Raw genomic sequence first — 25,798 nt, forward strand, 5'->3', positions numbered from 1 at the left:
GTACTATTTTGCGCCTGGGGTGCTAGTCTTCGTCCTCGCACAGCGGCGTAATGCCCGGCAAGTTGCAGCTGGCGATGGCCGCGCACAGGGCGTCGATGGCGGCCTTGCGCGTGAAACTCTTACGCCACAGCATCACCACGCGGCGCGAGGGCACGGGGGCGGCGAAGGGCCGGTATTCGAGCATGCCGTCGGTGGCGTGCATATTGGCGACGGAGGCGCGCGGCAAGACCGTCAGGCCGATGCCGCTGGCCACCATGTGGCGGATGGTTTCCAGCGAGGAACCCTCAAACGTGCGCTGCATGCCATTGCCGGGCGAGGAAAAACGCGCCATTTCGGGGCACACTTCCAGCACCTGGTCGCGGAAACAGTGGCCATTGCCCAGCAGCAGCATGGTTTCTGATTTCAAGTCTTGCGCGGCGATTTTCTCGCGCGCCGTCCATGGATGCTGGCGCGGCATGGCGACGACGAACGGTTCGTCATACAGTTCCTGCATGGCCATGCCGTGTTCGGGCAGGGGCAGGGCCATGATGGCCACGTCCAGTTCGCCCTGGCGCAGCAATTCGAGCAGGCGAACCGTGAAGTTTTCCTGCAAGATCAAGGGCATCTGCGGTACCTGGTCTATCATGGCCTTGACCAGGGGCGGCAGCAGGTAGGGGCCGATCGTGTAGATCACGCCCAGGCGCAGGGGGCCGGCCAGCGGGTCCTTGTTTTGCTTGGCGAGTTCCTTGATGGCGGCCGTCTGTTCCAGCACGCGCTCGGCTTGCGCAATGATCTGCGCGCCCAGGGGCGTGACGGAGATTTCCGCGCCGCCCCGTTCGAACAGGACCACGCCCAATTCGTCTTCGAGTTTCTTGATGGCCACTGACAGGGTGGGTTGGGCAACGAAGCAGGCTTCGGCGGCGTGGCCGAAGTGCTTCGCTCGCGCGACTGCAACGATATATTTCAGTTCAGTCAGTGTCATAGGTTGATTGAAACACAGGAAGTACTTACTTGCAATGAATGAAAGGTGGCGCAAACGTGAAACTGTGGCGCCGATGGCGTATTGTAGCGGATCGCCCCCTATAATGCGGGACCGGGCGTCGAAGGGAGATGGCGATGGAACTGCGGATGCAGGCGCTGGAAGCGGCGATCAATTACTGGCGTGCCAGGCAACCGGCGCGCGGCAACGAATATGCGCTGTCGCCGCCCGTCAGCCGCCTGGCCGGCGTGTATGCGCTGATGATTTATTACCGGCAAGATCGCATCGCCGAAGAGACCCTGGAGCCGGCCGTCGTGGCCCTGATCGATGCCTGGCGCCGGGATGCCGGCGGCATCCAAGGCGATAGCCACGCCTGAGTGCGACCATGGCGCGACCCCATTTAACCCAACCAGAGATATCCATGCCTGATTTTGAAAACAAACTGTGCGGCCGCGACGAATTGCGCGCCCGCGCCGCAGCTCTGCCGAAACCGGTGGTGGTGACGAACGGCGTGTTCGACATTTTGCACCGCGGCCACGTGACCTACCTGGCGCAGGCGCGCGCGCTGGGCGCCTCGCTGATCGTTGCCGTGAATACCGATGCCTCGGTGAAACGCCTGGGCAAGGGCGACGACCGTCCCCTGAACAGCTGCGAAGACCGCATGGCCGTGCTGGCCGCGCTGGAAGCGGTGAGCCTGGTCGTGCCGTTCTCGGAAGACAGCGCCCTGGAAGTGGTGCAGGATATCGAGCCGGAAATCTATGCCAAGGGCGGCGACTACGACATGGCGGCCATTCCCGAAGGCCGCGCCGTGCTGGCGTATGGCGGCCAGGCCGTGGCCATCGATTTCGAGCATGACCGCTCGACCACCAAGCTGTTGACGAAAGTGCGGACGCAGCAAGGCTGAGGAAGCTCGTCAATGTTTCCATACAGATAAAAAGACGTTACTATGAGAACTGCCAGGGCTGCGACTTCGTTTCGTCAGCCCCAGCACGTTACACCGTCTGAATGCATTGCTAGTCATAGAAAATAAATGGATCATAAAACTTCTGGGGATTGGCCACTGCCTTCCGGCGCCTGGCACGTGGATGACGAGGGCGCGTGGACCATGCAGCGCAGCGCGGACGGTCAGAACGTCTCGCCCTTGGTGAGCCATGCCGATATCGGCAAGCTGATGCATGCGCGGCGCCTGCCCGCAGCCGCCGGTGCGCCCGTGCGGCAGTTTCCGCCCGAATTTGCGTTCGACCCCGCCTCGGGCGCGGCCTTGCAAGTGCCGCCCGACACGGCCGCCACGCCGCCCTGGGTGCCGCCTTACGGCGCATCTTCCGTCAGCGACGTGCCGCCAACGGGCCCGTCCGGCTTGCGCCAGGCCAGCACGCCCCTGAAACTGGCGGACCAGCGCGCGCGCGAAGAGCATGCGCAGGCCGATGTCTCGCTGCCGATGCCGCCGCCCGGCGAATACGAATTCTTTTCCGCCCAGTTCGGCACCAGCGCGCCCGCGCTGCTGGCGCTCGACCCGCGCAAGGCCGTCTTGCACGCCTGGCTTCCCGCCTCGAAACGCTGGCTGGCGCTGGACCCCGACTATGGCAGCTTGCTGGCCGAATCGGACCTGGCCCACGGCGCCTGGCGCGCCGAGCTGGTGCCGGAGTTCAATAGCGTGCTGGTTTTGCCGACCAGCCATGGCCTGGCCTGCATCCGTCCCGACGTGCCGTCGCTGACCTACGTGGTCGAGCATGTGGGCGGCGCGCCGTGCGCGGCCGCGCCCGTCTGGTTCCAGAACCGTCTGTGGGCGCCGCTGCGCGACGACGATGGTCGCCTCCGCTTCGTCAACCTTGATGCGCAACAAAAGCCGGGCAGCGACGTGCTGCTCGACGGCCTGTTTGACCTGGGCGCCGTCAGCGCGCCCGTCGCCTACAACCGCATGGCCGTGTGGCCTTGCGCCAACGGCCAGCTGCGCCTGCAATTGCAGCCGGACGGCAACGTGGCCGCCTCGTTCACCCCCTGGCCCGAAGGGCTGGTGCCGCATTTCGAATTCGGCAGCCCGTACGTGTCGCGCGACGGTGGCCTGTGGCAGCTGTGCTTCGAGCGCAGCCGCGGCACCTATGTCTACGTGAAACTGGGCGCGCAGTCCGAACGGGCCGACGCGCTGGCGCCGCGCCTGTGCTCGGGCAGCTTCAATTACCGCTTCGCCACCAAGCTGAAAACGGCGCCGTGGGAAGAGCCGGAACACGGCGACGACGGCGGCAAGAACCAGGCCGTCATGCCGCTGCTGGAATCGAGTGTGGGCAACAGCGTCTTCGGCGTGAAGTTTGCCACCAGCGCCGGCCTGTCGAGCGTGCTGCGCTCGAACGATCGCCTGGCGGCGCAGCTGGTGCAGGACGACGAATTGCGCGAAAACGTGTTCCATACCTTTGCCGTCAGCGAACCGTGGCGCGTGCGCCTGTTTGTGCATGAAGGTACGCTGTGGGCTTACCACCCGCTGCTGTCGCGTATCGATGGCTGGGCCTTGCAGGCATGAAAGCGCGCGTCCTGATCGCGGCCGGCGCCGCCTTCCTCGCCTTCGCCAGCGCCAGTGTGCAGGCCGCCGGCATCCAGCAAGCGTTCCTCGTGCAAAATTCGGGCTGGATGGAGCCGTTTTACACGGATGAACATTCGCAGCTGAAAGCCCTGGTGGGCGCCGTGGCGCAGGCCGCTACAAACCCGTCCGATACAGTGTATACCCTGGCCTTCAGCCAGAGCAGCGGCGCGCACGTGTCGCCGTCGCTGCTGGGGCAAGGGCAGGGCGGCGCCGGCGTGGCGGGCCAGCTGGCCAGCCTGGGCCTGGCGCGCAAGGGGGCCGGCGGCGCGCTGGCCGACACGGATTTCCAGGAAGCCGTGACAAAAACCATCACGGGGCCGTTCCAGTCCGCGTCCGGCATCGTGTGGATATTTACGAATAACAAGAACAGCCCGAACAACGACAGCCAGACGGCCGAGCGCAACCGCGACTTTTACCGCCTGCTGCACCTGGAACCGTCGATCACCAAGACGGTGGTGTTTCCGCTGCGCATGCCCGTGCAGGGCAAGCTGTACAGCGCCAAGGGCTTGATGGTGTATGCGCTCGCGTATGGCCAGCCCGCATCGGAGGCTTTGAACCGCATCCTGGCCGAAGGGCGGCTGTCGCAAGTACTGACGCGTCCGCCTGCGCGATTGAAACCGGTGGACCAGGATGCCGTGCGCATCGTGCCGCAATCCGTCAAGAACAGCGCCAACGTGCACGCCAGCCTGGGCCGCGACGGGCGCACCATCGTGCTCGACGTCGATGCGGCGAACCTGGTGCCGCAAGTGGTGCTGCAGGCATCCTTGCAAAACATGTTTTTCCCGTACGTGATCGACAGCGCCAAAGTGCATGCCAGCCTGGCCGGGCAGAACGCGTCCTTGCACGTTGCGCCAGATCAAATCCGCCAGTTGCAGCCGGGCGCCAGCCAGTCCGTGCAAGTGCAGTTCGCGTTGCCGATGGCGCAGATCCCGTCGCCGTGGTCGGCGCAGGCGATCGCCGCCATGGGCAAGCAGGTGCTGCTGCCGATGCAGGCGCAGGTGGGCCTGTCGGAACAGCGGCTGGCGCTGGCGTCCAGCTTTGGCAAGGATTTGCAGGAATTGTTCCCTGGCGACCCGATCTCGGGCATGTTTACGCCGCCCGACAGCGTGCGCGCGTCGCAGGCGACGATACCGCTGCTGGTGCGCATCCAGTATCCGCTGCTGCCCGTGCTGGTGATCCTGGGCGGCGTGCTGGCGCTCGTGCTGGGCTTGCTGGCACTGGGCCTGGTCAGCACGCGCGCCACGCGCTACAAGGTGATGGCCGACGGCGTGCAGCGGCAAGTGTTATTAAAACCATTTAAAAGCGTGCAGATCCGCGACGATGACGGCCGCGACATTGGCGAACTCAAGCGTGGCTTGGGCAAGCCGGCCGTCGTGCGCGTGGTCGAAGGCCATACCTTGACCCTGGCCTGAACACAGATTCCTTAAAAATTCCTTCCATTCAATAGAGGCATACCATGGCGCAAGACACTCCGAAAGACAACGCAGGTTTCACCTTGCCGGCCCCGGTAACGGCCCCGGCGTCGGCGCCGCCCGCCGCGGACGCTGCCGCCGCGGCCAGCGCCGCCACCGCAACGACCGAAGCTGCGCCCGCGTTTGACGCTGCCGGCACGACCGATACCTCGTCGCGCGACACCCTGGTCGGCGGCGTGGTGCTGTTGCTGCTGTTCATCGCCTTTTTCTTTGCCAAGAATGCCTATGCGAATGGCCTGGTGGCCAAGCGCGTGCCGCCGAACAAGGCCAATGCCTCGGGCTGGTGGCTGTTCATCTTCCTGGCCAGCCTGGCGACGGGTGTCGTGCTGGCTGCCGTGAATGCGCATAAATTCCTTGCGCCACTGTTCATGGGCCCGCTGGTGCTGGTGGGCCTCGTTGCACTCTTGTTGACCTTTACTTCCAGCCGCCGCTAAGAACACGCCGTTGCACGCATCATCGAAGGAATCACCATGGCAGAGAACCTGAACCAAACCATCACCGGCGGCGCCAGCGAGCGCAAGCAGGACAAGATCATCGAACTGCGCCCGACCCTGTTCATCGGCATCGGCGGCACGGGCATGCAAGTGCTGATGCGTGTGCGCCGGCGCATCCTCAACACCCTGTGGGGCGGCGCGGGCAACCGCACGCGCATCGAGGGCTTGGCGGACTTTCCCATCGCGCAATTCATCCATTTCGACCTCGACAATGGCGCCGTGATCGAAAGCGGCGAGTCGCAGGCGAAGGACTTGCAGTTCGACCAGGTGAAGTTCACGGATGACGACAAGGTGGTCGAATCGTTCGACATGGACAAGTACAGCCGTGATGAAGATTCTCTGGAGAAATATCCGCACATCAAGGAATGGCTGCCCTTGACGCCGCAGCGCATCCGCGAATTGCGTTTCGACATGAGCAGCGGCGCGGGCCAGATCCGCGCCGTGTCGCGCCTGTATTTCTTCGACAAGTACGCGAAGATCCGCGACAAGATCCGCTTGAAATTGAAAGCCCTGAAGGCGGGCCTGTCGCACGAGCGCCAGCTGGCCGAACTGGGCTTGCGCATGGAAACCAACCGTTTCCGCATCGTCATCGTCGGTTCCGTTGCGGGCGGCACGGGTTCCGGTTCCTTCCTGGACATGGGCTTGCTGGCGCGCTGGCTGGCGCGCAGCGAAGTGGGCGCGGCCGACGTGGAGCTGATGCTGTTCTTGCCGACCGGCTACACCAAGGCCAACAAGGACCGGGTCGAAGCCAACGGCTACGCGGCGCTGATGGAGCTGGAATCGGCGATGATGGGCAACAAGGGCTATGTGGGCCGCTGGGATGCGTATGACCGCCCGGAACTGACGCGCGAACCGTACAGCGAGGTTTACCTGATCGATTCGGGCAACCTTGCCCAGCAGCACACCAAGGATGTCAGCGACGTCTATCACATGGTGGCCGATTCGCTGTTCGAGGATTTCGCCTCGGCCGACTTCGCGCGCGCCAAGCGTTCGATCGCCGTCAACCAGGCGCAGCACAAGAATTCGCTGTACAACGCGCCCGTGCCGCAAGACCGCTTCGGCGACATGCGCCTGTATTTCTCGAAACGCTTTTCCTCGTTCGGCATGGCTGTGCTCGATACGCGCCAGGAAGCGGCGCGCGACGAGCGGGCCCACCGCTGGGCCGGCGCCATGCTGCAAGCGTTCTTTGGCGTGGGCGGCACGGATGCGGGCGCCAATCGGGCCACGGATACGCAACGCGACAATTTCCTCGCCGCCAATATGTTCCTGAAGGGCACGCCGTTCAGCGATTTCCCCGAGTTTTCCGACAAGAGCATCGAACTGAAGCGCTCCAGCGGCGACTTCATCGATTTCCGCGTCGTTGACGAATTGCTGGAAGACCGCCACGGCCACTTGCTGGCCGGCGTGGAAAACCGCGTCAACACGCGCATCAACGATATCCGCACGGGTTTCGACCGCAGCGAATGGCCGGCGCAGGTGCGCGACGCCATGAAGCATTTGGAACGCGACGCCGTGCGCGACCAGGATTCCACGGCCGACACGACGGAAGACCGCATCAGCAAGCGGCGCCGCGAAGTGCTGGAAGACGTCAAGAAAGTCGTGCGCGACCAGCTGTATGGCTATCTTGATAACAAGGAATTCGGCGGCCTGGAATACGTGCTGTCGCTGGTGGAACAGATCAAGGACCGCATCGAGGCGCCGGGCAGCGGCTTGACGGCGCAAATCGGCAACAATGCCGAGCGCTACCGCGAAATCAAGGAAGCCGTGCGCTCGCGCGAATACGAGCGCCTGTTGAACAACCTGGAACAGACGCGCAGCACCTTCGGCTTCCTCAGCAATGGCGAAAAGCAGGCGGGCGTGGTGATGGACCATTTGCGCACGGAAATGGCGAATGCGCTGAAATTCCATCTGCGCGCCAAGGCGGCGGACGAGTCCGTCCTCCTGCTGGGCGAGCTGTCGCGCTGGCTGGGCAACCGGGTCGGCGTCGATGCGCAAGGCCGCGCCCAGTGGAATGGCCTGGTGGGCGAGCTGCAATCGGGCCGCGAAGGCGTGCTGGCCATGCTGACGGAGTTGAAAACGGCCAATACCATCCTGCAAAAGGACCTGGACAAGGAACACGCGACCCTGATCGTCATTCCCGTCACGGAAAAAGACATCGCGCTGCCGTCGGCGGCCACCTTGCGCCAGTGGGCCGATGAAGCGTTCAAGGACATGGGCGGCTCGAAAGCGCTGTTCCCCATGTTGGGCGAACCGGCGCAACGGGCCTTGATCCTGGCCAAGGTCACGCGCATGGCGGAAAACATGATCGCCACGGCGGGCCTGGCGGAAGGGGCGACGAGCACGCCCGACCCGTTGTTCGAAGCGCTGGAACAGATGGATGTGTCCGAACGCCTGGACCGCTTCCGCAAGCTGCTGGCCTGCTCCATGCCGTGGATCGACGCCAATATGGCGGGCGACTTCACGGTCGTGTCGGACCAGTTCAAGTGCGTGATCGGCGTGGCCAACGCGGCCGCCTTCAAGGCGAAGTTCGGCGCCGAGCTCGAATCGTGCGTGCCGACCCAGGTGGGCATCACGGTGAGCCAGCTGGAAATCGTCGAAACGGGCATCCGCGGGCGCGCCGTCTGCTATTGCGAACTGGCCGGCGTGCCGATGACGGTGCTGCGCGGCCTGGAAGGCTGGCGCACCAGCTACCGCAAGGAAGGCGACAACGACAAGGCGCCGACCCACACGCATATTGATCCAACGCAATTCACGCACCCGATCGCGCCGAACACGGACGAGATGAAGCGCCTGGCGGAAGACTTCGGCGAATTCCTGCAAGCGATCATGCTGGGCGTGCTGACGCGCCACACGGGCAGAGTCGTGCCGCCGGGCCAGTACCAGTTTGCCGTCGAGCCGGGTGACTTGCGCCGCATCGGCAACGAACGGGCCATCCGCCAGAACGGCATGCCCGCCTCGTACGAGAAAAATATCGCCCTGCGCATCGAAGAAAAATTGACGGCGCTTGATGCCGTGCAGACGGCGGCCATGGCGGCGCTGGCAAAATACTATGAACGGGGCGTGTATGCGCCCAAGCTGGTGGCGCAGGCCGATGGCTCGCAGCTGCCCTACATCGGCTTTGGCAGCGCCATTTCCGCCGAAGTGGGCACGCGCCTGCGCGAGTCGGCGCGCCGCAAGGGCATGGCCAGCGATGAGCTCGACCGCACGGTGCAAGCCTTGCTGGGACGGCTGAAGGAGTGGGCCAACGTCATCGGCGACTCCGACAGCGATGCCTACGACTGGGAAGTGCGCGAGCCGGAAGCGGACGGGCAGCCGCGCCTGAAGTATGCGATCAAGCCGGAAATGCTGGAAGCGGGGCGCCTGGAGCAATTGCTGCGTCCGGCCGGCGCGGCGGCTGCCCCGGCTGCGGCCGCATTCGGCATGGCGCCGCCACCACTGGGCGGCATGCCGCCGCCGCTGGTGGAATACCAGTACTTCCTGGGCATCAACGGCCAGCAGCAGGGACCGTTCACGGCCCAGCAGATCGTGCAGTACGTGCAGGCGGGACAGGTCGTGCCAGCCACCACCAAGGTGTGGCGCGCCGGTTTGCCGGCCTGGGCCGACCTGGCCCAGTTCCCCGAACTGGCGCCCTTGTTCCTCGGCGCGCCGCCACCGTTGATGCCGCCGCCCTTGTGAACGCTGGAATGACGTTGGAATGAAGGATTAGTTTTGGATATCTGCAACAAATGCAAGACGGGCCTGTGGACCGTTGTCAGCCATTGCCCGTACTGCGGTCACGCCATGGCGGACGCTGCCAAGCCAGCCGCGGCCGTGCCGCCGCCGCTGCCCGTCCCTGCGCCTGCGCCGGTAGCGCCGCCACCTGCGCCCAAGCCGCCGCCCGTGCCGGTGACGCCTGCGCCTGCGCCGAAAGCGCCGCCGAAGCCGGCGCCAGTACCGCCAGCCAAGCCGGTGCCGCCGCAAGCGGCGCCGAAGCCCGTGCCCGCGCCTGTGCTTCCACCGGCGCCTGCCCCGGCAACACCGGTACCGCCGGTACCGCCGCCACCGCCGCGCAAGTGGCTGCGCTGGCTGGGCGCCGCCGCCGTGCTGGCGGCCGTCATCGTCTACATGAATGGCAAGCCGGGCGGCAAGAATGAATCGGCTTGCAACGACGCCATCGACAGCGGCTTGAAGCTGGTGGCAAATGGCAGCCTGGATGGCGCCCGGCAAAAGTTGGCGACGGCGAAGAATGTGTGCACGGGCAAGTCCAGCGCCAAGGCGGACGATTTGCAGGCGGCGATCGGCAAGGCCGGCGCCGCATCGGGCAGTTGCCAGCGGGGCGTGCGCGCCATCGAACGCCATATTGATGGCCATCAATTGCAAAGCGCGGCCAGGGGCATCGCCGCGCTCGACGCCGATTGCGCGGGCGCTGCCAGCGTGGATTCCCTGCGCAAGCAGCTGGCGCGCCAGCAGGCGGCAGCCGCGTCCGTGCTGGTGGGCGTGCGCCAGGCGCTGGACGGCAAGGATGCGACGGCGGCCGGCAATGGCATCGCCAGGCTGGAAGCCATCGACCGCGAAGCGGTGGAATTGCCGCAGTTGAGGGCCGATGTGCAGGCGCTGTCGGCGCCCGCGTCCATCGCTGCACCGGTCCCGGCGCCGGTGGAAACGGCACCGGCCCGCGTCGTGCCCACGGAACCGGCGCCCGCGCGCGCGGTCGAACGATCAGCGGTGGTCGAACGCCGTCCGCAGGAAACGGCGCCCGTCGACAGCGGCGCGGCCATGCGCAGCGAGATGGCGCAAGCGTTCTTGCGCGATGCCGAGCGTTCTTTGCTGGAAGGTAAGTTCGATGCGGCCAAGACGTATCTGGAAAGCGCGCGCCGCGTCGATCCGGGCAATGCGCGCATCGACAATCTGTCGCGCCGCATCCGCGAGCGCGAACGGCAAGTGCTGCAGACGGAAACAACGATCAATTAGTCATCTGGAGAGTCACCATGCTGAATCACACCACCTTGCGGACGGTCGCTGCGCTGACCATCGCGGCCATGCTGGCCGGCTGCGCCACGGCGCCGATGAGCCCGAACGGCGTGCGGCAGGACAGTTCCTATCCGCAAGGTGGCGCCCAGGCGGCCACGGATGAGGACCCGTGCAGCGTGGGCGCGACAGCCGCTGCCGGCGCGGCCGTGGGGGCATTGCTGGGTGCGCTGGCGGGCGGCAAGAATGGCGCGCTGAAGGGGGCCGCCATCGGCGGCGGCCTGGCGGCGGCCGGTTGCCTGGCCATCAATGTCAATTCGCGCCAGACCAAGACGGCGGCGCAGGCGGACCGCGACTACATCCGCACGCGCGGCGCGCTGCCGCGCGAGCCGCAAGTGGTGTCGTACACGCCGCAACTGAGCGCGTCGACCGTCAAGCGCGGCCAGCCGTTCAAGGTCAATTCCGTGGTGGAGCTGGTCAATGGCAGCGCGCAAAGCGTCAACGACGTGCGCGAAGAACTGGTGGTGCTCGATCCGCAAGGCCAGCCCTTCAAGTCCGGTTCGAAAGCCTTGGCCAGCAGCAACAAGTCGGGCGGGCGCTTTGAAAACTCGTTCGAGCTGACCTTGCCGGCCGGCGTGTCGCAAGGCGTGTATGGCGTCAAGACGAATTTGTATGTGAACGGCAAGCTGGCCGCCACGCGCGACCTGCGCACGCAGCTGGTGATGCTGGATGACAATAGCGGCGCGGCGCAGCAATTGGCGCAGCGGTAAAGGGAGATTGCAGGAGTCTCAACATCTCATCCAGTCGTAGCGAGCGGCGATGATTTGTGGCCGAGAAGCGCAGCGCTACTTTAGTAGCGCGAGCATCGCCGGCCGCAAAGCGCGCCGCGCAGTAGACTGGGTGAGGTGTCAGCTACGCGCCACCGGCGTATCCGTGCTGGCGCCACGCTTCATACACGACGACGGCCACCGTATTCGACAGATTCAAGCTGCGGTTGTCGGGGCGCATCGGCAGGCGGATGCGCTGTTCGGCCGGAAAGCCGTCGCGCAAGGCCGGGTCCAGGCCTTTCGTTTCCGATCCGAACACGAACACGTCGCCGGGCAGGAAAGCCACGTCGCCGAACGGGCGCGAGCCGCGCGTCGTCATGGCGAACATGCGGGCCGGGTCGGGCTGGGTGTCGGCCAGGAACGCTGCCCAGTTCTTGTGCACCTTCATGTTGGCGTAATCGTGGTAATCGAGGCCGGCGCGCTTCATCTTGGAATCGTCGAGCGGAAAGCCCAGCGGTTCGACCAGGTGCAGCTGTGCGCCCGTGTTCGCGCACAGGCGGATGATGTTGCCCGTATTGGGCGGGATTTCAGGTTCTACCAAAACAACGTGAAACAAAATGCTCTCCTCATATATATATAGCGAATCTGATGCGGTTCTAGTGCGGCGGCGTGCGCGCCACGACCAGAATGCTGACCCTGGCCGCCCCTGCGCTCTTGCAGGCGGTGGCCAGCGCGTGGACGGTATGGCCGCTGCTCATCACGTCGTCGACGATGCCCACATGGCATCCTTGCAACAAGGCCCCATGTTCGGGTGCGATGGCAAACGCGTGCGCCAGGTTGGCTTGCCGTTCCTGCGGCGCCACGCCGCTTTGCGCCCGGGTTTCGCGCACGCGCAGCGCCAGGCGCGGCTGTAAAGGCACGTCCAGCAGGCGCGCCAGCGGACGGGCAACTTCCAGCGCCTGGTTAAAACCCCGTTCGGCCAGCCGGGCCGGGCCCAGCGGCACGGGACACAGCAGCTGCGGCGCTTCCCACGCTTGTTGTTGCTGAATGGCAACATACAACAGTTCTGCCAACAGGGGCGCCAGCGCCAGGCGCGCGCCGAATTTCAGCTGCAGCAGCAACTGGTCGACGGGCGCCGCATAGTCAAACGCCGCGACGGTGGCGTCATACGCGGGCCGCTGGCGCAAACAGCGTCCGCACAGCAGCGCCGCATCGTCGAGCGGATTGGCGCACTGGCGGCAGCGGGGGCGCCCTTGCGTCAGATATTGGGCGCGGCAGGGCGAACACAGCACTTCCGGGCAGCCCATGCCGCACAGCGCGCATTGCGCCGGCAGCACCGTGGCGCCCAGCCACAGGCGCAGCGCCTGCCAGGCGGCGTCAAGGCGGTGCCGGGTGGCGGTCCGCATCGCGATGGCGTCGTTCCATGTACACTGCCGACATTATCTCACCTCACCCGATTCAACATGCCAGTTCCCACCAGTCCGCCCAAAATGAGTGCGCCCATCGATGCGGTGCAAGTACGTGATTTCTTTTCCCGTCCGGCGCGCGTCGCGCCGTCGGACTTCCTGCGCCGCGAAGTGTCCGCACGCATGCACGAGCGCCTGGAGCTGGTGAAAATCACGCCGCACCGTGTGCTCGACGCGGGCTGCGGCCCCGGCGCGGATTTGGCGCAGTTGCAAAAGGATTATCCCGCAGCGCAGATTATCGGTCTCGATGCAGCGCAAGCGATGATGCAGGCTGCGCGCGCGCCCGCGTCGAAACTGGCCAGCCTGAACCAGTTCCTCAGCAAACTCTTGCCGGCCAAGGCGGGCGTGGATTTATTGTGCGGCGACCTGGGCGATCTGCCGCTGGCGCAGGGCAGCATCGACCTCGTGTGGTCCAACCTGGCGCTGCACTGGCATGCCCAGCCCGACCGCGTGTTTGCCGAATGGCGGCGCGCGCTGCGCCTCGATGGCTTGCTGATGTTTTCCTGTTTCGGCCCCGACACCTTCCGCGAAGTGCGCGACGCCTTTGCCGAGGCGGACTTGTACCCGCACGCCTTGCCCTTTGTCGACATGCACGACTTTGGCGACATGCTCGTCGAGACGGGCTTTTCCACGCCCGTGCTGGACATGGAAATCATCACCGTCACCTACGACACGGCGGAAAAACTGCTGGCGGACGTGCGCGCCTTCGGCGGCAACCCGCTGACCACGCGCCGGCGCGGCCTGATGGGCAAGGCGGCCTGGCAGCGCATGCTGGACGCGCTGGAAAAGAGGCGCCGTCCCGATGGCAAGCTGGGCCTGAGTTTCGAGGTGATCTATGGCCACGCCTTCCGTCCCGCACCGCGCGTGACGCGCAATGGCGAAGCCATCATCCGCTTTGATTTACCGCGCAAGCCTAAATAAAAGCATAAAGAAACCGACACTTGGTCGCCATCCGCGCATGGATGTTGCAGCAACCGTTGCAAAGCGCGCGGCGGCCGGGAGAAGGGCGCGCACAAAGCCGATTATTGCTTGATGGATTCAAGTTTACTTGATTATAATCGTTGATTGTTTGTCAGCTTGTTAAGTAGAAAAAACAAGGGCTGCATACAAAATAAAAAAAACAAAGCAAGACTAATTCGAAGTTACTGCATTAGTATAGTAACCATCTTCCACACGAGGCCATTTCAGTGTGGGGAAGAAAAACAGGGTTCCAGCATGGTTGCGCGCCGCCGTTTTTGCTGCCGCAGCCAGCATGGAATTCGCTGGTGCTTGACGCACATGGCCGCATTCCGGCCGTGTTGCTTTCATGGAGGAGCGGCAGCGGTCCAGTACGGAGAAGTCCGCAGCCGTTTAAAATATCATTATTTTTGGGTGGTTGGGGAAAACATGACACATGCAAAGCGACTTCAATCGTTGCTGCTCGGGCTGTCTTTGACAGCGTTTGGCATCGGGCGATGGGCCACGGCGGCACCGGCTGCCAGCACCTATCCCGGCACCGGCGGTCCCGTGCCGTTCGAAATGAATCTGCAACCGCCGGCGACACAGATCGCCCATGAAATCTACGATTTGCACACCCTGATGATGATCATCTGCCTGGTGATCTTCGTGGCCGTGTTCGGCGTCATGTTTTATTCCATCTTCAAGCACCGCAAGTCCCTGGGCCACAAACCGGCCACTTTCCACGAAAGCACCACCGTCGAGATCGCCTGGACCGTCGTGCCTTTCCTGATCGTCATCGGCATGGCCCTGCCTGCCACGCGCACCGTCGTCGGCATGAAGGATACGTCGAACGCCGACATCACCATCAAGGCCACCGGCATGCAGTGGAAATGGGGCTATGACTACCTGAAAGGCGAGGGCGAAGGCATTTCCTTCCTCTCCAACCTGGCCACGCCGCGTTCGCAAGTGGGTGCGCCAGGCGCGCCGCCGACGGAAAAACGGGGCGAAAACTACCTGATCGAAGTCGACAATGAAGTCGTCGTGCCGGTCAACAAGAAGATCCGCGTGGTGCTGACAGCCAACGACGTCATCCACGCCTGGTCCGTGCCTGCCTTTGGCGTGAAACAGGATGCGATTCCCGGTTTCGTGCGCGACACCTGGTTCAAGGCTGACCATATCGGCACCTTCCGCGGCAATTGCGCCGAACTGTGCGGCAAGGAACACGCGTTCATGCCCATCGTCGTCAAGGTCGTCTCGGCAGATGATTACAAGGCCTGGGTTGATGTAAAACAAAAGGAAATGGCCGCATTGGCTGATGATCCAAGCAAGGTGTGGACCATCGACGAATTGAAGGTCAAGGGCGAGAAAGTGTATGCGGCCAACTGCGTGGTCTGCCACCAGGCGACAGGCAAGGGCGTGCCCGGTGCGTTTGCGCCGCTGGATGGCTCGGCCGTGGTGAACGGTCCGAAAGCGGATCAGATCCACGTCTTGCTGAACGGGCAAAAGAGCGGCAAGTATCCCGCTGAAATGCCAGCATGGAAACAGCTGTCCGACACGGAAATTGCCGCAGTGATCACTTACACGCGCAATACCTGGTCGAACAAGGCCGCAGAGAACATCGTTCAACCAGCCGAAGTCGTGGCTGCACGCAAGTAATTAGGAGCCGCAGATGAGTACTAGCACGAGCACGAGTACCTTGGACCACGCCGATCACGACCATGCCCACGATCACCCGACCGGCTACCGCCGCTGGCTGTTTGCCACCAACCACAAGGATATCGGTACCCTGTACCTGTGGTTTTCGTTCATCATGCTGCTGTCGGGCGGCGTGCTGGCCTTGATGATCCGTACGGAACTGTTTCACCCAGGCTTGCAATTTTTCCACCCAGAATTTTTTAATCAACTGACCACCATGCACGGCCTGGTGATGGTGTTTGGCGCCATCATGCCGGCCTTCGTCGGCTACGCCAACTGGATGATCCCGCTGCAAGTGGGCGCATCCGACATGGCGTTTGCCCGCATGAACAACTTCTCGTTCTGGCTGCTGCCGCCGGCCGCGCTGCTGCTGGCCACGTCCTTCCTCGTGCCGGGCGGCGCCACCGCTGCCGGCTGGACCCTGTATGCGCCGCTGTCGACGCAGATGGGCCCTGGCATGGACATGGCCATTTTTGCCATGCATCTGATGGGCGCCTCGTCCATCATGGGTTCGATCAACATCATCGTCACCATCCTGAACATGCGCGCTCCTGGCATGACCCTGATGAAAATGCCGATGTTCTGCTGGACCTGGCTGATTACCGCGTATCTGTTGATCGCCGTCATGCCGGTGCTGGCTGGCGCCATTACCATGACCCTGACGGACCGCCATTTCGGCACGTCCTTCTTTAACGCGGCAGGCGGCGGCGATCCCGTCATGTACCAGCACATCTTCTGGTTCTTCGGCCATCCCGAGGTCTACATCATGATTCTGCCGGCTTTCGGCATCGTCTCGCAGATCCTGCCCGCGTTTGCCCGCAAGCCCCTGTTCGGCTACGCCTCGATGGTGTACGCCACGGCTTCCATCGCGATCCTGTCCTTCATCGTCTGGGCGCACCACATGTTTACTACCGGCATGCCGGTGACGAGCCAGCTGTTCTTCATGTACGCGACCATGCTGATCGCCGTGCCGACGGGCGTGAAAGTGTTCAACTGGATCGCCACGATGTGGAAGGGTTCGATGACGTTCGAGACGCCGATGCTGTTTTCGGTGGGCTTCATCTTCGTGTTTACCATGGGCGGCTTCACGGGCCTGATCCTGGCCGTGACGCCGATCGATATCCAGCTGCAGGATACGTATTATGTGGTGGCGCATTTCCACTACGTGCTGGTGGCCGGTTCGCTGTTTGCCCTGTTCGCCGGCTTCTACTACTGGTCGCCGAAATGGACGGGCCATATGTACAACGAGACGCGCGGCAAGATCCACTTCTGGCTGTCCTTGATCACGTTCAACGTGACCTTCTTCCCGATGCACTTCCTGGGCCTGGCCGGCATGCCGCGCCGCTACGCCGACTACCCGGCGCAGTTCACCGACTTCAACATGATCGCCTCGATCGGCGGCTTCGGTTTCGGCCTGATGCAGGTGTACTTCCTGTTCTTCGTCGTCTTGCCGACCATCCGCGGCGGCAAGGCTGCACCGGCGAAACCATGGGAAGGCGCGGAAGGCCTGGAATGGACCGTGCCGAGCCCGGCGCCTTTCCACACGTTTGAAACGCCGCCTACCGTCAAGTAGTCATCCGCAAGTAATGCCAGTGTCACGGGCCGGCGCCGCTGCCGGCCCCTTTGAATAGAGTGCCTGCCATGACCGAAGTGAAAACTGAGCGCAAGAAACCGAACAACCTGCGTACGGGACTGATACTGGGGGCCCTGGCGGCCTTCTTCTTCCTGTCCGTCTTCGCCAAGCGGCTGTGGCTGTCGTGACGACACCCCACCAACAGGAAACACGCGGCCTGAACCGCAAGATGCTGGGCAAGCTGCTCGTCATTGCCGTGCTGATGTTTGGCTTCGGCTATGCCCTGATTCCCGTCTACAAGCAGATTTGCGAAGTGATGGGCATCAACGTGCTGACGCAAAAAGATGGCACGGTGGCGTACGACAACAATACGCAAGTCGATACGACGCGCAGCATCACCGTCGAGTTCGACGGCAATGCGCAGGGGCCATGGCGCTTCCGCCCGACCGTGTCGAGCATGCAAGTGCATCCGGGCGAACTGGTGACCGTCATGTATGAAGTGGTCAACACGCAAGACCGCGTCGTCAATGCCCAAGCCATCCCCAGTTACGCGCCGCAGAGCGCCACGCCGCATTTCAAGAAGGTCGAGTGTTTCTGCTTCAAGCAGCAGACCTTGAAGCCGAAGGAAGCGCGGCAGATGCCGGTGGTGTTCTTCCTCGATCCGGCCCTGCCGAAAGAGGTCAAGACCATCACCCTGTCGTACACGTTTTTCGAGATTGCCGGTCTGAGCCAGGCTCAGACGCCGGCCGTCCAATAGGAGAGTGCCATGGGCGAATCCGCCAAACCGGAAAAAGCGTCGTTCCTGTATTCGCTGCGGGCCGTCGTGTGGTCATTCACGGGTCTGCGCCGCAAGAGCGATTTCGACACGGATTCGGCCAAGCTCAATCCCGTGCACATCGTCATCGCCGGCTTCCTGGTGGTGGCTTGCCTGATCGGCATCTTGATTTCGATTGTTAAATTCGTCGTTTTATAAATTATAAAAAACCACCCTATAAGTTTTTGAGGAGATGATGATGAGTTCCAACCACGCCGCCGTACCCTATTATTTCGTGCCCGGCCCGTCGCGCTGGCCCATGCTGGGCGGCGCCAGCCTGCTGCTGACCATGATCGGCGCCTCGGCCTGGGTCAACGACGTCTCCTGGGGCCCGTACGTGAATTACCTGGGCATCGCCGGCATCCTGCTGGTGCTGTATTTCTGGTTCGGCGACGCCATCAGCGAATCGGAGCAGGGCTTGTACAGCGAGCGCATCGATCACTCCTTCCGCTGGAGCATGAGCTGGTTCATCTTTTCGGAAGTCATGTTCTTCGCCGCCTTCTTCGGCGCCCTGTTCTATGCGCGCAGCATCTCGATGCCGTGGCTGGCCGACCTCGACCACAAGGTGATCTGGCCCGATTTCGCCGCCCACTGGGGCAATACGGGCCCGGCCGGCACGGTGCAGGAATTCACCACCATGACGCCGTTCTGGATTCCAACCATCAACACGGCCTTGCTGCTGACGTCGGGCGTCACGCTGACCATTTCGCACCACGCGCTGCGCGCCGGCCACCGCGCCATGACGGCCCTGTTCCTGTTTGCCACCATCGTGCTGGGCGCCATCTTCATGGGCTTCCAGGTGTATGAATACATCCACGCTTACAGCGAACTGAACTTGAAATTGACGTCGGGCATCTACGGCGCCACCTTCTTCATGCTGACGGGTTTCCACGGCTTCCACGTGACCCTGGGCGCCATCATGCTGTCCGTCATCCTGTACCGCGTATTGAAAGGCCACTTCACGCCCGAGCACCACTTCGGCTTCGAAGGCGCCGCCTGGTACTGGCACTTTGTCGACGTCGTCTGGCTGGGCCTGTACGTGGTCGTGTATTGGTTATAATGGCGGGGCAGGGCGCGCGTGGTTGTTAGGCGCGCCGGCACCATAAAAAAAGCCGTACCGGGACATCCTGGGTACGGCTTTTTTCTTAGTGTGAAGAATTTGCCAATCAGGCAAGAAAAGACTTACAACGCCTAACAAAACCGTAGCGAGCGGAAGGAAGTTGTGGTCGAGAAGCGCAACTGTACGAAGGTACAGTGAGCATCGCAGGCCGCAAATTACGACGCGCAGTAGGTTTTGATAGGCGTTCTTAATGTATGCCCGTCGGCTGGATGTAGCCAAGCTTGTGCGCCAGCAGGATCAGCAGGAACAGGGTGATCGACAAGCCCACGCGCAAGGCCAGCGCCTGCACGGTGCGGTTGCTCTTGCCCTTGTCGCGCATGAGGAAGAACAGGGCCGAGCCCAGGCTGCCCAGGATCAGGATGAAGGCAATGGCAACGAGGATTTTCATGGATGGTAGCGCCAGGCTTGAGGAGGTTTCATTGTAATGCGTATCCGCTTCCATTTTAGATGGATTCCATTTGTTGCAATGCTGCTACTGGTGGCGCTGGGCGTATCCCTGGCGCAATGGCAGCAGCGCCGTGGCGATGAGAAAGTCGCCCGCGCCGCCCGCCTGGAAGCGGGCAACCAGGCCGCGCCGCTGTCCTTGACGGCCGCGCCCCTGTTGCCGGCCGATGCGCAAGCGATCGAGTACCGCAGGGTCACCGTCACGGGCCATTTTCTTCCCGCCTGGACGGTGTACCTGGACAACCGCCCCTACAAGGGGCAAGCGGGCTTTCACGTGCTCACGCCGTTCCAGATCGACGGTTCCTCCATGCACGTGCTGGTGGCGCAGGGCTGGTTGCCGCGCAACAATGCCGAACGCACGCGCATCTCCGACTACGCCACGCCAGCCGGCACCGTGACCATTGCCGGCATCGCGCGCCTGAACGCGGGCCATGTGATGGAACTGGGCACGGTGCCGGTCCTGGCGCCGCACGCCATCGTGCAAAATGCCGATATCGCCCAGCTGGCCCAGGCCAGCGGCCTGGCCTTGCAACCTTTTATCCTTGAACAAACAGCTGATCCAGTCGATTCGGCAGCCACGACGCCAGCGTCCAGCCGGCTTCCCGTGCGCGACTGGCCGGCGCCGGACCTGGGCGCCGACAAGCACCGCGGCTATGCATTCCAGTGGTATGCACTGGCACTGATGGCTTTTCTATTTTTTGTCTTTACAGGATTTCGACGTGCAAACAAACAGCCCTGACGCAACGCAAGACAGCAGCAATAAACAGGTACAAGGACGGTGGAAACTGCTGGCTGTGGTGGCCGTATGCGCCTTTCCCATCATCGCTTCGTATTTCACGTATTACATCATCAAGCCCACGGGCCGCAACAACTACGGCGCCCTGATCGACCCCCGTCTGCACCCGATACCGGAAGCCCAGCTGCAGGTGACGGAACTGGACGGCAAGGCCGCGCCGCTGGCCCAGTTCAAGGGCAAGTGGGTACTGCTGCAAACGGGACCATCCGATTGCCAGGAAACATGCAAGAAGCAATTGTTTGACATGCAACAACTGCGCCTCATGCAGGGCAAGGAGCGCGAACGCCTGGAACGCGTCTGGCTGGTGACGGATGCGCAGCCGCTCGACACCCTCGTGATGCGCGAATTCGACGGCACCAGCATGCTGCGCGTCAATAACGACGCCCTGAAAGCGTGGTTGCCCGTGGAAGCGGGCGGCAAGACGAGCGACCATCTGTATTTGATCGATCCGCTGGGCAATCTGATGATGCGCTTCCCGAAAGACGCGGATCCGAACAAGATCAAGAAAGACATCGCCAAGCTGCTCAAAGCTTCGGCGATCGGTTGAGGGGACCGCATGCCGACGATGCATCTCTCCGCGCTGGCCCAGCTGGGCTTGACTGGTCTGCTGGTGGCGCTGCTGCCGCTGACCATGGTCTGGGTATCCGCGGACGCCAACAAGTACCGCAAGCTCGTATGGATCGCCGTCTTCCTGACGGTCGACCTGATCATGTTCGGCGGTTTTACGCGCCTGTCCGATTCCGGCCTGGGCTGCCCTGACTGGCCTGGTTGTTATGGTTCTGCCAATCCTTTCCTCGCGCACGAGCACATCGTGGCGGCGGAAACCCTGATGCCGACGGGCCCCGTGACGGTCGTGAAAGCGTGGATCGAAATGACGCACCGCTACCTGGCCATGGCCATTGGCGTCTTGATCGTGGCGATGATGGTGCAGGCGTGGCGCCAGTGGAAGAAAAGCAAGCGGCAGGAATTCGCTCCCGCGCTGCCGACGGCGCTGTTCCTGTTCGTCTGCCTGCAGGGCGCGTTCGGCGCGTGGACCGTCACCCTGAAGCTGCAACCGGTGATCGTCACCATCCACTTGCTGCTGGGCATGGGCTTGCTGGCCATGCTGACGTGGCTGGGCGGACGCCAGGACCATGCCGTGGCGCCTATCAAGCGGGCCGATGCGGACGCGTCCGTGCTGCGCCCCGTGCGCGCACTGGCCGTCATGTCGCTCGTGCTGTTGACGGTGCAGATCGCGCTGGGCGGCTGGGTGAGCACCAACTACGCCACCCTGGCGTGCACGGATTTCCCCCTGTGCGGCGGCAAGGTGATTCCGGAAATGGATTTCGAGCATGGTTTCCATTTGTGGCGCGAACTGGGCAAGACGGCCGCCGGCCATTACTTGCCGTTTTCCGCGCTGACGGCCATCCACTGGGTGCACCGCAATTTCGCCTTCATCGTGCTGGCCGGTATCGGCTATACCGTGTTGCGCGCATGGAAACTGCCGTCCTTGCGCGGCACGGCCCGCTGGGTGGCGCTGGTGCTGGCCCTGCAGGCGGCCACGGGCCTGGCAACCATCTACCTGAGCTGGCCGCTGTCGATTGCCGTCATGCATAACGGCGGGGCGGCGCTGCTCGTGTTATTGCTGACCATGTTAAACTACAAGGCTAAATTCCAACTCGATGTAGCGCGGACACCTGCTTCCGCCGCCGCGCCAGTGCCCTCGGCACCAGCCAGTCCTTCCCGTACCGCATAAATGACTACTCAGACCATCAGCCGTAAACCTTCCCCCCGCATCGCCCAGTATTGGGCGCTGACCAAGCCCCGCGTGACGCAACTGGCCGTGTTTTGCGCCGTCATCGGCATGTTCCTGGCCAGCGAGGAATTGCCGGACTGGCACGCGGTGGTGTTCGGCACCATCGGCATCTGGCTGCTGGCCGGCGCCGCGTTTGCCGTCAATTGCCTGGCCGAGCGCGAAATCGACGCGCGCATGGCCCGTACGGCGCGCCGCCCCATGGCCATGGGCGACATCACGGTGAAACAGACGGTGGTGTTCGCGCTGGTGATCGGCGGCCTGGGCATGGCGATTCTGTACCACCTCGTCAATCCGCTGACCATGTGGCTGACTTTTGTCACCTTTGTCGGCTATGCCTTGATCTATACCATGGTGCTCAAACCGGCCACGCCGCAAAATATCGTCATCGGCGGCCTGTCCGGCGCCATGCCGCCTGCGCTGGGCTGGGCGGCCGTCGCCAACGACGTGCCGATGCAGGCCTGGCTGCTGGTCCTGATCATTTTCGTCTGGACGCCGCCGCATTTCTGGGCGCTGGCCATGTACCGCCGCGACGATTACGCGCGCTCGGGCTTGCCCATGCTGCCCGTCACGCACGGCTTGAAGTTCACGCAATTTCACGTCTGGCTGTACTCGATCGCGCTGGCCGCCACCACCTTGCTGCCGTATGCCGTGCGCATGAGCGGGCTGATCTACCTGGCTTCGGCCGTGGTGCTCAACGCCGGCTTCCTGTATTACGCGTGGAAGATGTACCGCCACTACACGGACTTGATCGCGCGCAAGGCCTTTACGTTTTCCATCATCTACCTGGCCTTGCTGTTCGCGGCTTTGCTGGTCGACCACTACATTCCCCTCGGAACATGAAAAAAACCCTGACACTGTTGCTGGCGGCCGCACTGGTCGCCGTCCTCGCCGGCTGCGGCAAGCCGGCCGCGCCCAAGCTGGCCTTCAAGAACACGGACGTGACGGGCCTCGGCTATGCGCGCGAGTTCGCGCTGACGGACCACACGGGCCACCCGCGCACCCTGGCCGACTACAAGGGCAAGCTGGTGCTGATGTTCTTCGGCTACACGCAATGCCCGGACGTCTGCCCCACCACCATGGCCGACATGGCCCAGGTGATGCAGGAAATGGGTCCGCAGGCGGAGCAGGTGCAAGTGCTGTTCGTCACCGTCGACCCCGAGCGCGACACGCAGCAATTGCTGGCGCAGTACGTGCCCGCCTTCGACAAGCGTTTCGTGGGCCTGTATGGCGATGCGGCCGCGACGGCCAAGGTGGCCAAGGAATTCAAGGTGTATTACGCCAAGGTCGAGGGCGAGACGGACGAAAGCTACACGGTCGACCACACGGCCGGCACCTATGTCTTCGACCGCGAAGGCAAGATCCGCCTGTTCGTGCGCCACGGCGAAAAGCCGGCCGCCATCGCGCACGATCTTAAACTTCTGCTATCCTGACCTGGTCGCGCCCCCGGGCGCCATCTTCAGGATACGCAGTACATGGATAAACGTTTCGAGCCCCACGCCCGTCTGGCAGCCATCATCTTTTTGTTGATCGGCTGCTTTTTCGTCTTGCGGCCCTTCCTCGCCGCCATGCTGTTTGCCGCCTGCGTGGGCATTTCCAGCTGGCCCCTGTACCTCCTCCTGCTCGAACGCCTGAAAGGCCGGCGCAACTGGGCCGCCGCCATCATGACCCTGTCCCTGATCCTGGTCATCGTGCTGCCGCTGGCCCTCGTCACCTACAACCTGGCCGACAATGTGTCGCGCATCTATGAACAGCTGCGCGCGGCGCTGGAATCGGGCGGACTGCATCCGCCGGCCTGGCTGGCCAGCATACCCGTGGTGGGCGAAACCATCGACGGCTATGTGCAGCGCCTGCTGGCTGACCGCGAGGAATTATTGAATTTGGGTAAGACCATGCTGGAACCGGCGCGCCACTTCCTCGCTTCCGGCGGCATCCTGCTGGGCACGGGCCTGGCGCAGACCAGCCTGGCCGTGTTCGTCAGCTTCTTCCTCTACCGCGACGGCCAGCAGCTGAGCCGCGCCCTGATGACGGGCGCCGGCCGCATCATCGGCGACAGCGCGCCCGGCGTGGGCCTGACCATCAGCCGCACCGTGCGCGGCGTCATGTACGGCTTGCTGGGCACGGCGCTGGCGCAAGCGCTGGTGGCGGTGGTGGGTTTCCTGATCGCCGGCGTGCCGGCCGTGGCGCTGCTGGGCGTGGCCACCTTCATCTTTTCGCTGATTCCCGTGGGCCCGCCCCTGATCTGGGGCGGCGCCGCCATCTGGCTGTTTACCGACGGGCAGACGGGCTGGGGCATCTTCATGCTGGTGTGGGGCGCGCTGCTGATCAGCGGCGTGGACAACGTGGTCAAGCCCATGTTGATCAGCCGCGGCAGCAGCTTGCCATTCCTGCTGGTGTTGCTGGGCGTGCTGGGCGGCGTGCTGGCCTTCGGCTTCGTCGGCATCTTTATCGGCCCGACCCTGCTGGCGGTACTGTACAGCTTGCTGCAAACGTGGACGGTGGGCGAAACCACCGTGCCGCAGGGTAAAGACACGCTTACCTTGAAAAAAGATTAATCGCGCAAGTCCGCATCGAGGTCGCGTTCCTGTTTCGGGATCACCTTGATCAGCACGATGCGGGGCCCGTTCATCTTCTTGACGACGATGTCGAAGTCGACGAAGGTGATGCGCTGGCCCTGCTTTGGAATATCTCCCAGCTTGACCATGATCAAGCCGCCCACCGATTCCACGTCGTCCAGTCCCAGTTCCTCGTTTTCGATATCGATTCCGAGGATGCGTTCGAGCGAAAAGATGGGCAGGCTGGCCTTGCCGATCAGGGTGCCGTCGCTCTGCTTGAGCCAGTCGTTTTCATTGCGGCGGAATTCATCGCGGATTTCGCCGACCATGGCGCCGAGCAAGTTATCCAGGGTGATGAACCCCAGCGGGCGCTTGCCCTTTTCGCCGATCAGGGCGAAGTGGGGCGCGCCGTCGCGAAAGCGCCGGAACAGTTCCAGCGCCGGCGTGCGCGCGGAAATGACGTCGACGGGACGCAGGAAGGGCGTGAGCGAGGTGATCGGCTTGCCCGCCTGCTGGGCAAAGAACAGGTCCTTCAGGTGCACCACGCCCAGCACGTCGTCTTCATTCGTGTCGAAATAAGGGTAGCGGCTGAAGCGGTTGCGCAGCACCGTGTCGAGGTTTTCTTCCAGGGTGTTGGAAGCGTGCAGGGCGATCACTTCATTGATCGGGCGCATCAGGTCCGACACCGTCATTTGTTCGAAATCAAGCGACTGCGCCAGGATGTTGCGTTCGTCGCGCGTAAATTTCTCGCCCGGCTGGCTGGTGCGCAGGATCAGTTTCAGTTCTTCGGACGAATAATGGGCGTCGTGGCCGCCCTTGCCGGACAGGCCCGCCAGGCGCAGCACCCAGTTGGCGCTGGCGTTGAGCAGGTAGATGGCCGGGTACATGGTCCAGTAAAAGCCGTACAGGGGAATCGCGCTCCACAGGCCGACGGCTTCCGGGTTGCGGATGGCCATCGATTTGGGCGCCAGTTCGCCCACGACGATGTGCAGGAAGGAAATCACGCTGAAGGCGACGACGAAGGACACGCCGTGGATCAGCTCTTGCGAGGTGACGCCGATGGCGCCGAACAGGGGCTCGAGCAAGCCGGCGAAGGCCGGTTCGCCGACCCAGCCCAGGCCCAGCGACGCGAGGGTGATGCCCAGCTGGCAGGCGGACAGGTAGGCGTCCAGCTGGCCATGCACCTTGGCCAGGATGCGGCCCCGCAGCCCCTGTGTCTTGGCGATGGCGCGGATGCGCGTGCGCCGCAAGGTGACGATGCCAAACTCGGCGGCAACAAAAAAACCGTTCAGCGCGACCAGGAAGAGGGCGAGCAGGACTAGCAAGACATTGTGCATGGGGGCGCTGAAGATGGGCTGTAAAAACGACATCTTAAACGACGAAGGGCGCCA

26 protein-coding genes are annotated in these 25,798 nt (G+C 63.2%); 21 read left to right on the plus strand and 5 right to left on the minus strand.

Translation table 11 applies throughout. The annotated features are described in order from the left end of the window. Positions 1 to 22: 22 nt before the first annotated feature. Entirely contained in the window at positions 23 to 961 is a 939-nt protein-coding gene (locus OX459_RS24090) for a hydrogen peroxide-inducible genes activator (protein ID WP_099665470.1), read from the minus strand. A 134-nt stretch (positions 962 to 1,095) separates the two neighbouring features. Between OX459_RS24090 and OX459_RS24095 the strand changes: the two genes are divergently transcribed. The 8 genes from OX459_RS24095 (at position 1,096) to OX459_RS24130 (ending at position 11,216) form a co-directional block, all read left to right on the plus strand. Further along, a complete protein-coding gene (locus tag OX459_RS24095) occupies positions 1,096 to 1,335 on the plus strand; it encodes a DUF3717 domain-containing protein (protein ID WP_077399697.1) in 240 nt (79 codons plus the stop codon). A 44-nt stretch (positions 1,336 to 1,379) separates the two neighbouring features. After that, positions 1,380 to 1,862, plus strand: coding sequence for a D-glycero-beta-D-manno-heptose 1-phosphate adenylyltransferase (gene rfaE2 / locus OX459_RS24100; protein ID WP_099665469.1), 483 nt, complete (start codon positions 1,380 to 1,382; stop codon positions 1,860 to 1,862). Positions 1,863 to 1,988: 126 nt separating this feature from the next. Beyond that, the gene (locus tag OX459_RS24105) at positions 1,989 to 3,473 is read left to right on the plus strand and encodes a hypothetical protein (protein ID WP_289906838.1); all 1,485 of its coding nucleotides are present in this window, start codon (positions 1,989 to 1,991) and stop codon (positions 3,471 to 3,473) included. Further along, positions 3,470 to 4,945, plus strand: coding sequence for a hypothetical protein (locus OX459_RS24110; RefSeq protein WP_289906841.1), 1,476 nt, complete (start codon positions 3,470 to 3,472; stop codon positions 4,943 to 4,945). The genes OX459_RS24105 and OX459_RS24110 overlap by 4 nt, the downstream gene beginning before the upstream one ends. Before the next feature lie 44 nt (positions 4,946 to 4,989). Next, a complete protein-coding gene (locus OX459_RS24115; protein ID WP_289906843.1) occupies positions 4,990 to 5,439 on the plus strand; it encodes a hypothetical protein in 450 nt (149 codons plus the stop codon). 36 nt (positions 5,440 to 5,475) lie between these two features. Further along, the gene (locus OX459_RS24120; RefSeq protein WP_251351048.1) at positions 5,476 to 9,174 is read left to right on the plus strand and encodes a tubulin-like doman-containing protein; all 3,699 of its coding nucleotides are present in this window, start codon (positions 5,476 to 5,478) and stop codon (positions 9,172 to 9,174) included. A gap of 33 nt (positions 9,175 to 9,207) precedes the next feature. Beyond that, a complete protein-coding gene (locus tag OX459_RS24125; protein ID WP_289906846.1) occupies positions 9,208 to 10,449 on the plus strand; it encodes a hypothetical protein in 1,242 nt (413 codons plus the stop codon). Between the two features lie 17 nt (positions 10,450 to 10,466). After that, positions 10,467 to 11,216, plus strand: a complete 750-nt coding sequence (locus tag OX459_RS24130; protein WP_289906847.1) for a hypothetical protein — start codon at positions 10,467 to 10,469, stop codon at positions 11,214 to 11,216. 142 nt (positions 11,217 to 11,358) lie between these two features. Here the strand turns inward: OX459_RS24130 and trmL are convergent, their stop codons facing one another. Beyond that, on the minus strand, positions 11,359 to 11,829 hold the full coding sequence (gene trmL / locus OX459_RS24135) for a tRNA (uridine(34)/cytosine(34)/5-carboxymethylaminomethyluridine(34)-2'-O)-methyltransferase TrmL (RefSeq protein ID WP_289906848.1): 471 nt from the start codon (positions 11,827 to 11,829) through the stop codon (positions 11,359 to 11,361). 40 nt (positions 11,830 to 11,869) lie between these two features. Next, a complete protein-coding gene (locus tag OX459_RS24140) occupies positions 11,870 to 12,619 on the minus strand; it encodes a ComF family protein (RefSeq protein WP_289906849.1) in 750 nt (249 codons plus the stop codon). A gap of 57 nt (positions 12,620 to 12,676) precedes the next feature. Here OX459_RS24140 and OX459_RS24145 point away from each other — a divergent pair, with 57 nt between their 5' ends. From OX459_RS24145 to OX459_RS24175, 7 genes are all read left to right on the plus strand, one after another. After that, on the plus strand, positions 12,677 to 13,600 hold the full coding sequence (locus OX459_RS24145; protein ID WP_251351052.1) for a methyltransferase domain-containing protein: 924 nt from the start codon (positions 12,677 to 12,679) through the stop codon (positions 13,598 to 13,600). 465 nt (positions 13,601 to 14,065) lie between these two features. Continuing rightward, positions 14,066 to 15,274: a cytochrome c oxidase subunit II gene (gene coxB, locus OX459_RS24150; protein WP_099665461.1), complete on the plus strand. Its 1,209-nt coding sequence runs from the start codon at positions 14,066 to 14,068 to the stop codon at positions 15,272 to 15,274. Positions 15,275 to 15,287: 13 nt separating this feature from the next. Further along, positions 15,288 to 16,886 carry a cytochrome c oxidase subunit I gene (gene ctaD, locus OX459_RS24155; protein WP_099665460.1) on the plus strand — a complete coding sequence of 533 codons (1,599 nt, stop codon included), beginning with the start codon at positions 15,288 to 15,290 and terminating at the stop codon, positions 16,884 to 16,886. Positions 16,887 to 16,954: 68 nt separating this feature from the next. Further along, complete coding sequence (locus OX459_RS24160) at positions 16,955 to 17,074, plus strand: cytochrome oxidase small assembly protein (RefSeq protein ID WP_218965284.1); 120 nt, start codon at positions 16,955 to 16,957, stop codon at positions 17,072 to 17,074. Continuing rightward, positions 17,071 to 17,643, plus strand: a complete 573-nt coding sequence (locus OX459_RS24165; RefSeq protein ID WP_099668235.1) for a cytochrome c oxidase assembly protein — start codon at positions 17,071 to 17,073, stop codon at positions 17,641 to 17,643. The genes OX459_RS24160 and OX459_RS24165 overlap by 4 nt, the downstream gene beginning before the upstream one ends. Before the next feature lie 9 nt (positions 17,644 to 17,652). Further along, positions 17,653 to 17,859 carry a DUF2970 domain-containing protein gene (locus OX459_RS24170; protein WP_077399736.1) on the plus strand — a complete coding sequence of 69 codons (207 nt, stop codon included), beginning with the start codon at positions 17,653 to 17,655 and terminating at the stop codon, positions 17,857 to 17,859. 40 nt (positions 17,860 to 17,899) lie between these two features. Beyond that, positions 17,900 to 18,760 (plus strand): cytochrome c oxidase subunit 3, encoded by an 861-nt coding sequence (locus OX459_RS24175; RefSeq protein WP_099665459.1) that lies wholly within the window; start codon positions 17,900 to 17,902, stop codon positions 18,758 to 18,760. A gap of 247 nt (positions 18,761 to 19,007) precedes the next feature. Here OX459_RS24175 and OX459_RS24180 read toward each other — a convergent pair whose 3' ends face one another. Further along, the gene (locus tag OX459_RS24180) at positions 19,008 to 19,208 is read right to left on the minus strand and encodes a twin transmembrane helix small protein (protein WP_034748996.1); all 201 of its coding nucleotides are present in this window, start codon (positions 19,206 to 19,208) and stop codon (positions 19,008 to 19,010) included. Between the two features lie 36 nt (positions 19,209 to 19,244). On the opposite strand from OX459_RS24180, the gene OX459_RS24185 reads away from it, so the two are divergent. From OX459_RS24185 to OX459_RS24210, 6 genes are read left to right on the plus strand one after another with little or no spacing between them, the layout of a single operon-like run. Further along, positions 19,245 to 20,003: an SURF1 family protein gene (locus OX459_RS24185; protein ID WP_289906852.1), complete on the plus strand. Its 759-nt coding sequence runs from the start codon at positions 19,245 to 19,247 to the stop codon at positions 20,001 to 20,003. After that, positions 19,984 to 20,607, plus strand: coding sequence for a cytochrome C oxidase subunit I (locus OX459_RS24190; RefSeq protein ID WP_289906854.1), 624 nt, complete (start codon positions 19,984 to 19,986; stop codon positions 20,605 to 20,607). Before OX459_RS24185 ends, OX459_RS24190 begins: the two co-directional genes overlap by 20 nt. An 18-nt stretch (positions 20,608 to 20,625) precedes the next feature. Then, a complete protein-coding gene (locus OX459_RS24195; protein WP_289906914.1) occupies positions 20,626 to 21,795 on the plus strand; it encodes a COX15/CtaA family protein in 1,170 nt (389 codons plus the stop codon). After that, positions 21,796 to 22,695: a heme o synthase gene (cyoE, locus tag OX459_RS24200; protein ID WP_070258805.1), complete on the plus strand. Its 900-nt coding sequence runs from the start codon at positions 21,796 to 21,798 to the stop codon at positions 22,693 to 22,695. Further along, the gene (locus OX459_RS24205) at positions 22,692 to 23,285 is read left to right on the plus strand and encodes an SCO family protein (RefSeq protein WP_099665456.1); all 594 of its coding nucleotides are present in this window, start codon (positions 22,692 to 22,694) and stop codon (positions 23,283 to 23,285) included. The genes cyoE and OX459_RS24205 overlap by 4 nt, the downstream gene beginning before the upstream one ends. A gap of 42 nt (positions 23,286 to 23,327) precedes the next feature. Beyond that, a complete protein-coding gene (locus tag OX459_RS24210; protein ID WP_099665455.1) occupies positions 23,328 to 24,407 on the plus strand; it encodes an AI-2E family transporter in 1,080 nt (359 codons plus the stop codon). Here the strand turns inward: OX459_RS24210 and OX459_RS24215 are convergent. After that, positions 24,404 to 25,744 carry a hemolysin family protein gene (locus OX459_RS24215; RefSeq protein ID WP_099668233.1) on the minus strand — a complete coding sequence of 447 codons (1,341 nt, stop codon included), beginning with the start codon at positions 25,742 to 25,744 and terminating at the stop codon, positions 24,404 to 24,406. The genes OX459_RS24210 and OX459_RS24215 overlap by 4 nt on opposite strands. Positions 25,745 to 25,798 lie beyond the last annotated feature (54 nt).

This window comes from Janthinobacterium sp. SUN026 (assembly GCF_030397625.1).
GTDB classification, from domain to species: Bacteria; Pseudomonadota; Gammaproteobacteria; order Burkholderiales; family Burkholderiaceae_D; genus Janthinobacterium; species Janthinobacterium kumbetense.

What these genes read in the sequence shown, in the direction of transcription:
- OX459_RS24090 (WP_099665470.1), bottom strand. Translation starts at nt 961, where the DNA reads ATGACACTGACTGAACTGAAATATATCGTTGCAGTCGCGCGAGCGAAG.
- OX459_RS24095 (WP_077399697.1), top strand. Translation starts at nt 1,096, where the DNA reads ATGGAACTGCGGATGCAGGCGCTGGAAGCGGCGATCAATTACTGGCGT.
- rfaE2 (WP_099665469.1), top strand. Translation starts at nt 1,380, where the DNA reads ATGCCTGATTTTGAAAACAAACTGTGCGGCCGCGACGAATTGCGCGCC.
- OX459_RS24105 (WP_289906838.1), top strand. Translation starts at nt 1,989, where the DNA reads ATGGATCATAAAACTTCTGGGGATTGGCCACTGCCTTCCGGCGCCTGG.
- OX459_RS24110 (WP_289906841.1), top strand. Translation starts at nt 3,470, where the DNA reads ATGAAAGCGCGCGTCCTGATCGCGGCCGGCGCCGCCTTCCTCGCCTTC.
- OX459_RS24115 (WP_289906843.1), top strand. Translation starts at nt 4,990, where the DNA reads ATGGCGCAAGACACTCCGAAAGACAACGCAGGTTTCACCTTGCCGGCC.
- OX459_RS24120 (WP_251351048.1), top strand. Translation starts at nt 5,476, where the DNA reads ATGGCAGAGAACCTGAACCAAACCATCACCGGCGGCGCCAGCGAGCGC.
- OX459_RS24130 (WP_289906847.1), top strand. Translation starts at nt 10,467, where the DNA reads ATGCTGAATCACACCACCTTGCGGACGGTCGCTGCGCTGACCATCGCG.
- OX459_RS24140 (WP_289906849.1), bottom strand. Translation starts at nt 12,619, where the DNA reads ATGCGGACCGCCACCCGGCACCGCCTTGACGCCGCCTGGCAGGCGCTG.
- OX459_RS24145 (WP_251351052.1), top strand. Translation starts at nt 12,677, where the DNA reads ATGCCAGTTCCCACCAGTCCGCCCAAAATGAGTGCGCCCATCGATGCG.
- coxB (WP_099665461.1), top strand. Translation starts at nt 14,066, where the DNA reads ATGACACATGCAAAGCGACTTCAATCGTTGCTGCTCGGGCTGTCTTTG.
- ctaD (WP_099665460.1), top strand. Translation starts at nt 15,288, where the DNA reads ATGAGTACTAGCACGAGCACGAGTACCTTGGACCACGCCGATCACGAC.
- OX459_RS24160 (WP_218965284.1), top strand. Translation starts at nt 16,955, where the DNA reads ATGACCGAAGTGAAAACTGAGCGCAAGAAACCGAACAACCTGCGTACG.
- OX459_RS24170 (WP_077399736.1), top strand. Translation starts at nt 17,653, where the DNA reads ATGGGCGAATCCGCCAAACCGGAAAAAGCGTCGTTCCTGTATTCGCTG.
- OX459_RS24175 (WP_099665459.1), top strand. Translation starts at nt 17,900, where the DNA reads ATGAGTTCCAACCACGCCGCCGTACCCTATTATTTCGTGCCCGGCCCG.
- OX459_RS24180 (WP_034748996.1), bottom strand. Translation starts at nt 19,208, where the DNA reads ATGAAAATCCTCGTTGCCATTGCCTTCATCCTGATCCTGGGCAGCCTG.
- OX459_RS24185 (WP_289906852.1), top strand. Translation starts at nt 19,245, where the DNA reads ATGCGTATCCGCTTCCATTTTAGATGGATTCCATTTGTTGCAATGCTG.
- OX459_RS24195 (WP_289906914.1), top strand. Translation starts at nt 20,626, where the DNA reads ATGCATCTCTCCGCGCTGGCCCAGCTGGGCTTGACTGGTCTGCTGGTG.
- cyoE (WP_070258805.1), top strand. Translation starts at nt 21,796, where the DNA reads ATGACTACTCAGACCATCAGCCGTAAACCTTCCCCCCGCATCGCCCAG.
- OX459_RS24205 (WP_099665456.1), top strand. Translation starts at nt 22,692, where the DNA reads ATGAAAAAAACCCTGACACTGTTGCTGGCGGCCGCACTGGTCGCCGTC.
- OX459_RS24210 (WP_099665455.1), top strand. Translation starts at nt 23,328, where the DNA reads ATGGATAAACGTTTCGAGCCCCACGCCCGTCTGGCAGCCATCATCTTT.
- OX459_RS24215 (WP_099668233.1), bottom strand. Translation starts at nt 25,744, where the DNA reads ATGCACAATGTCTTGCTAGTCCTGCTCGCCCTCTTCCTGGTCGCGCTG.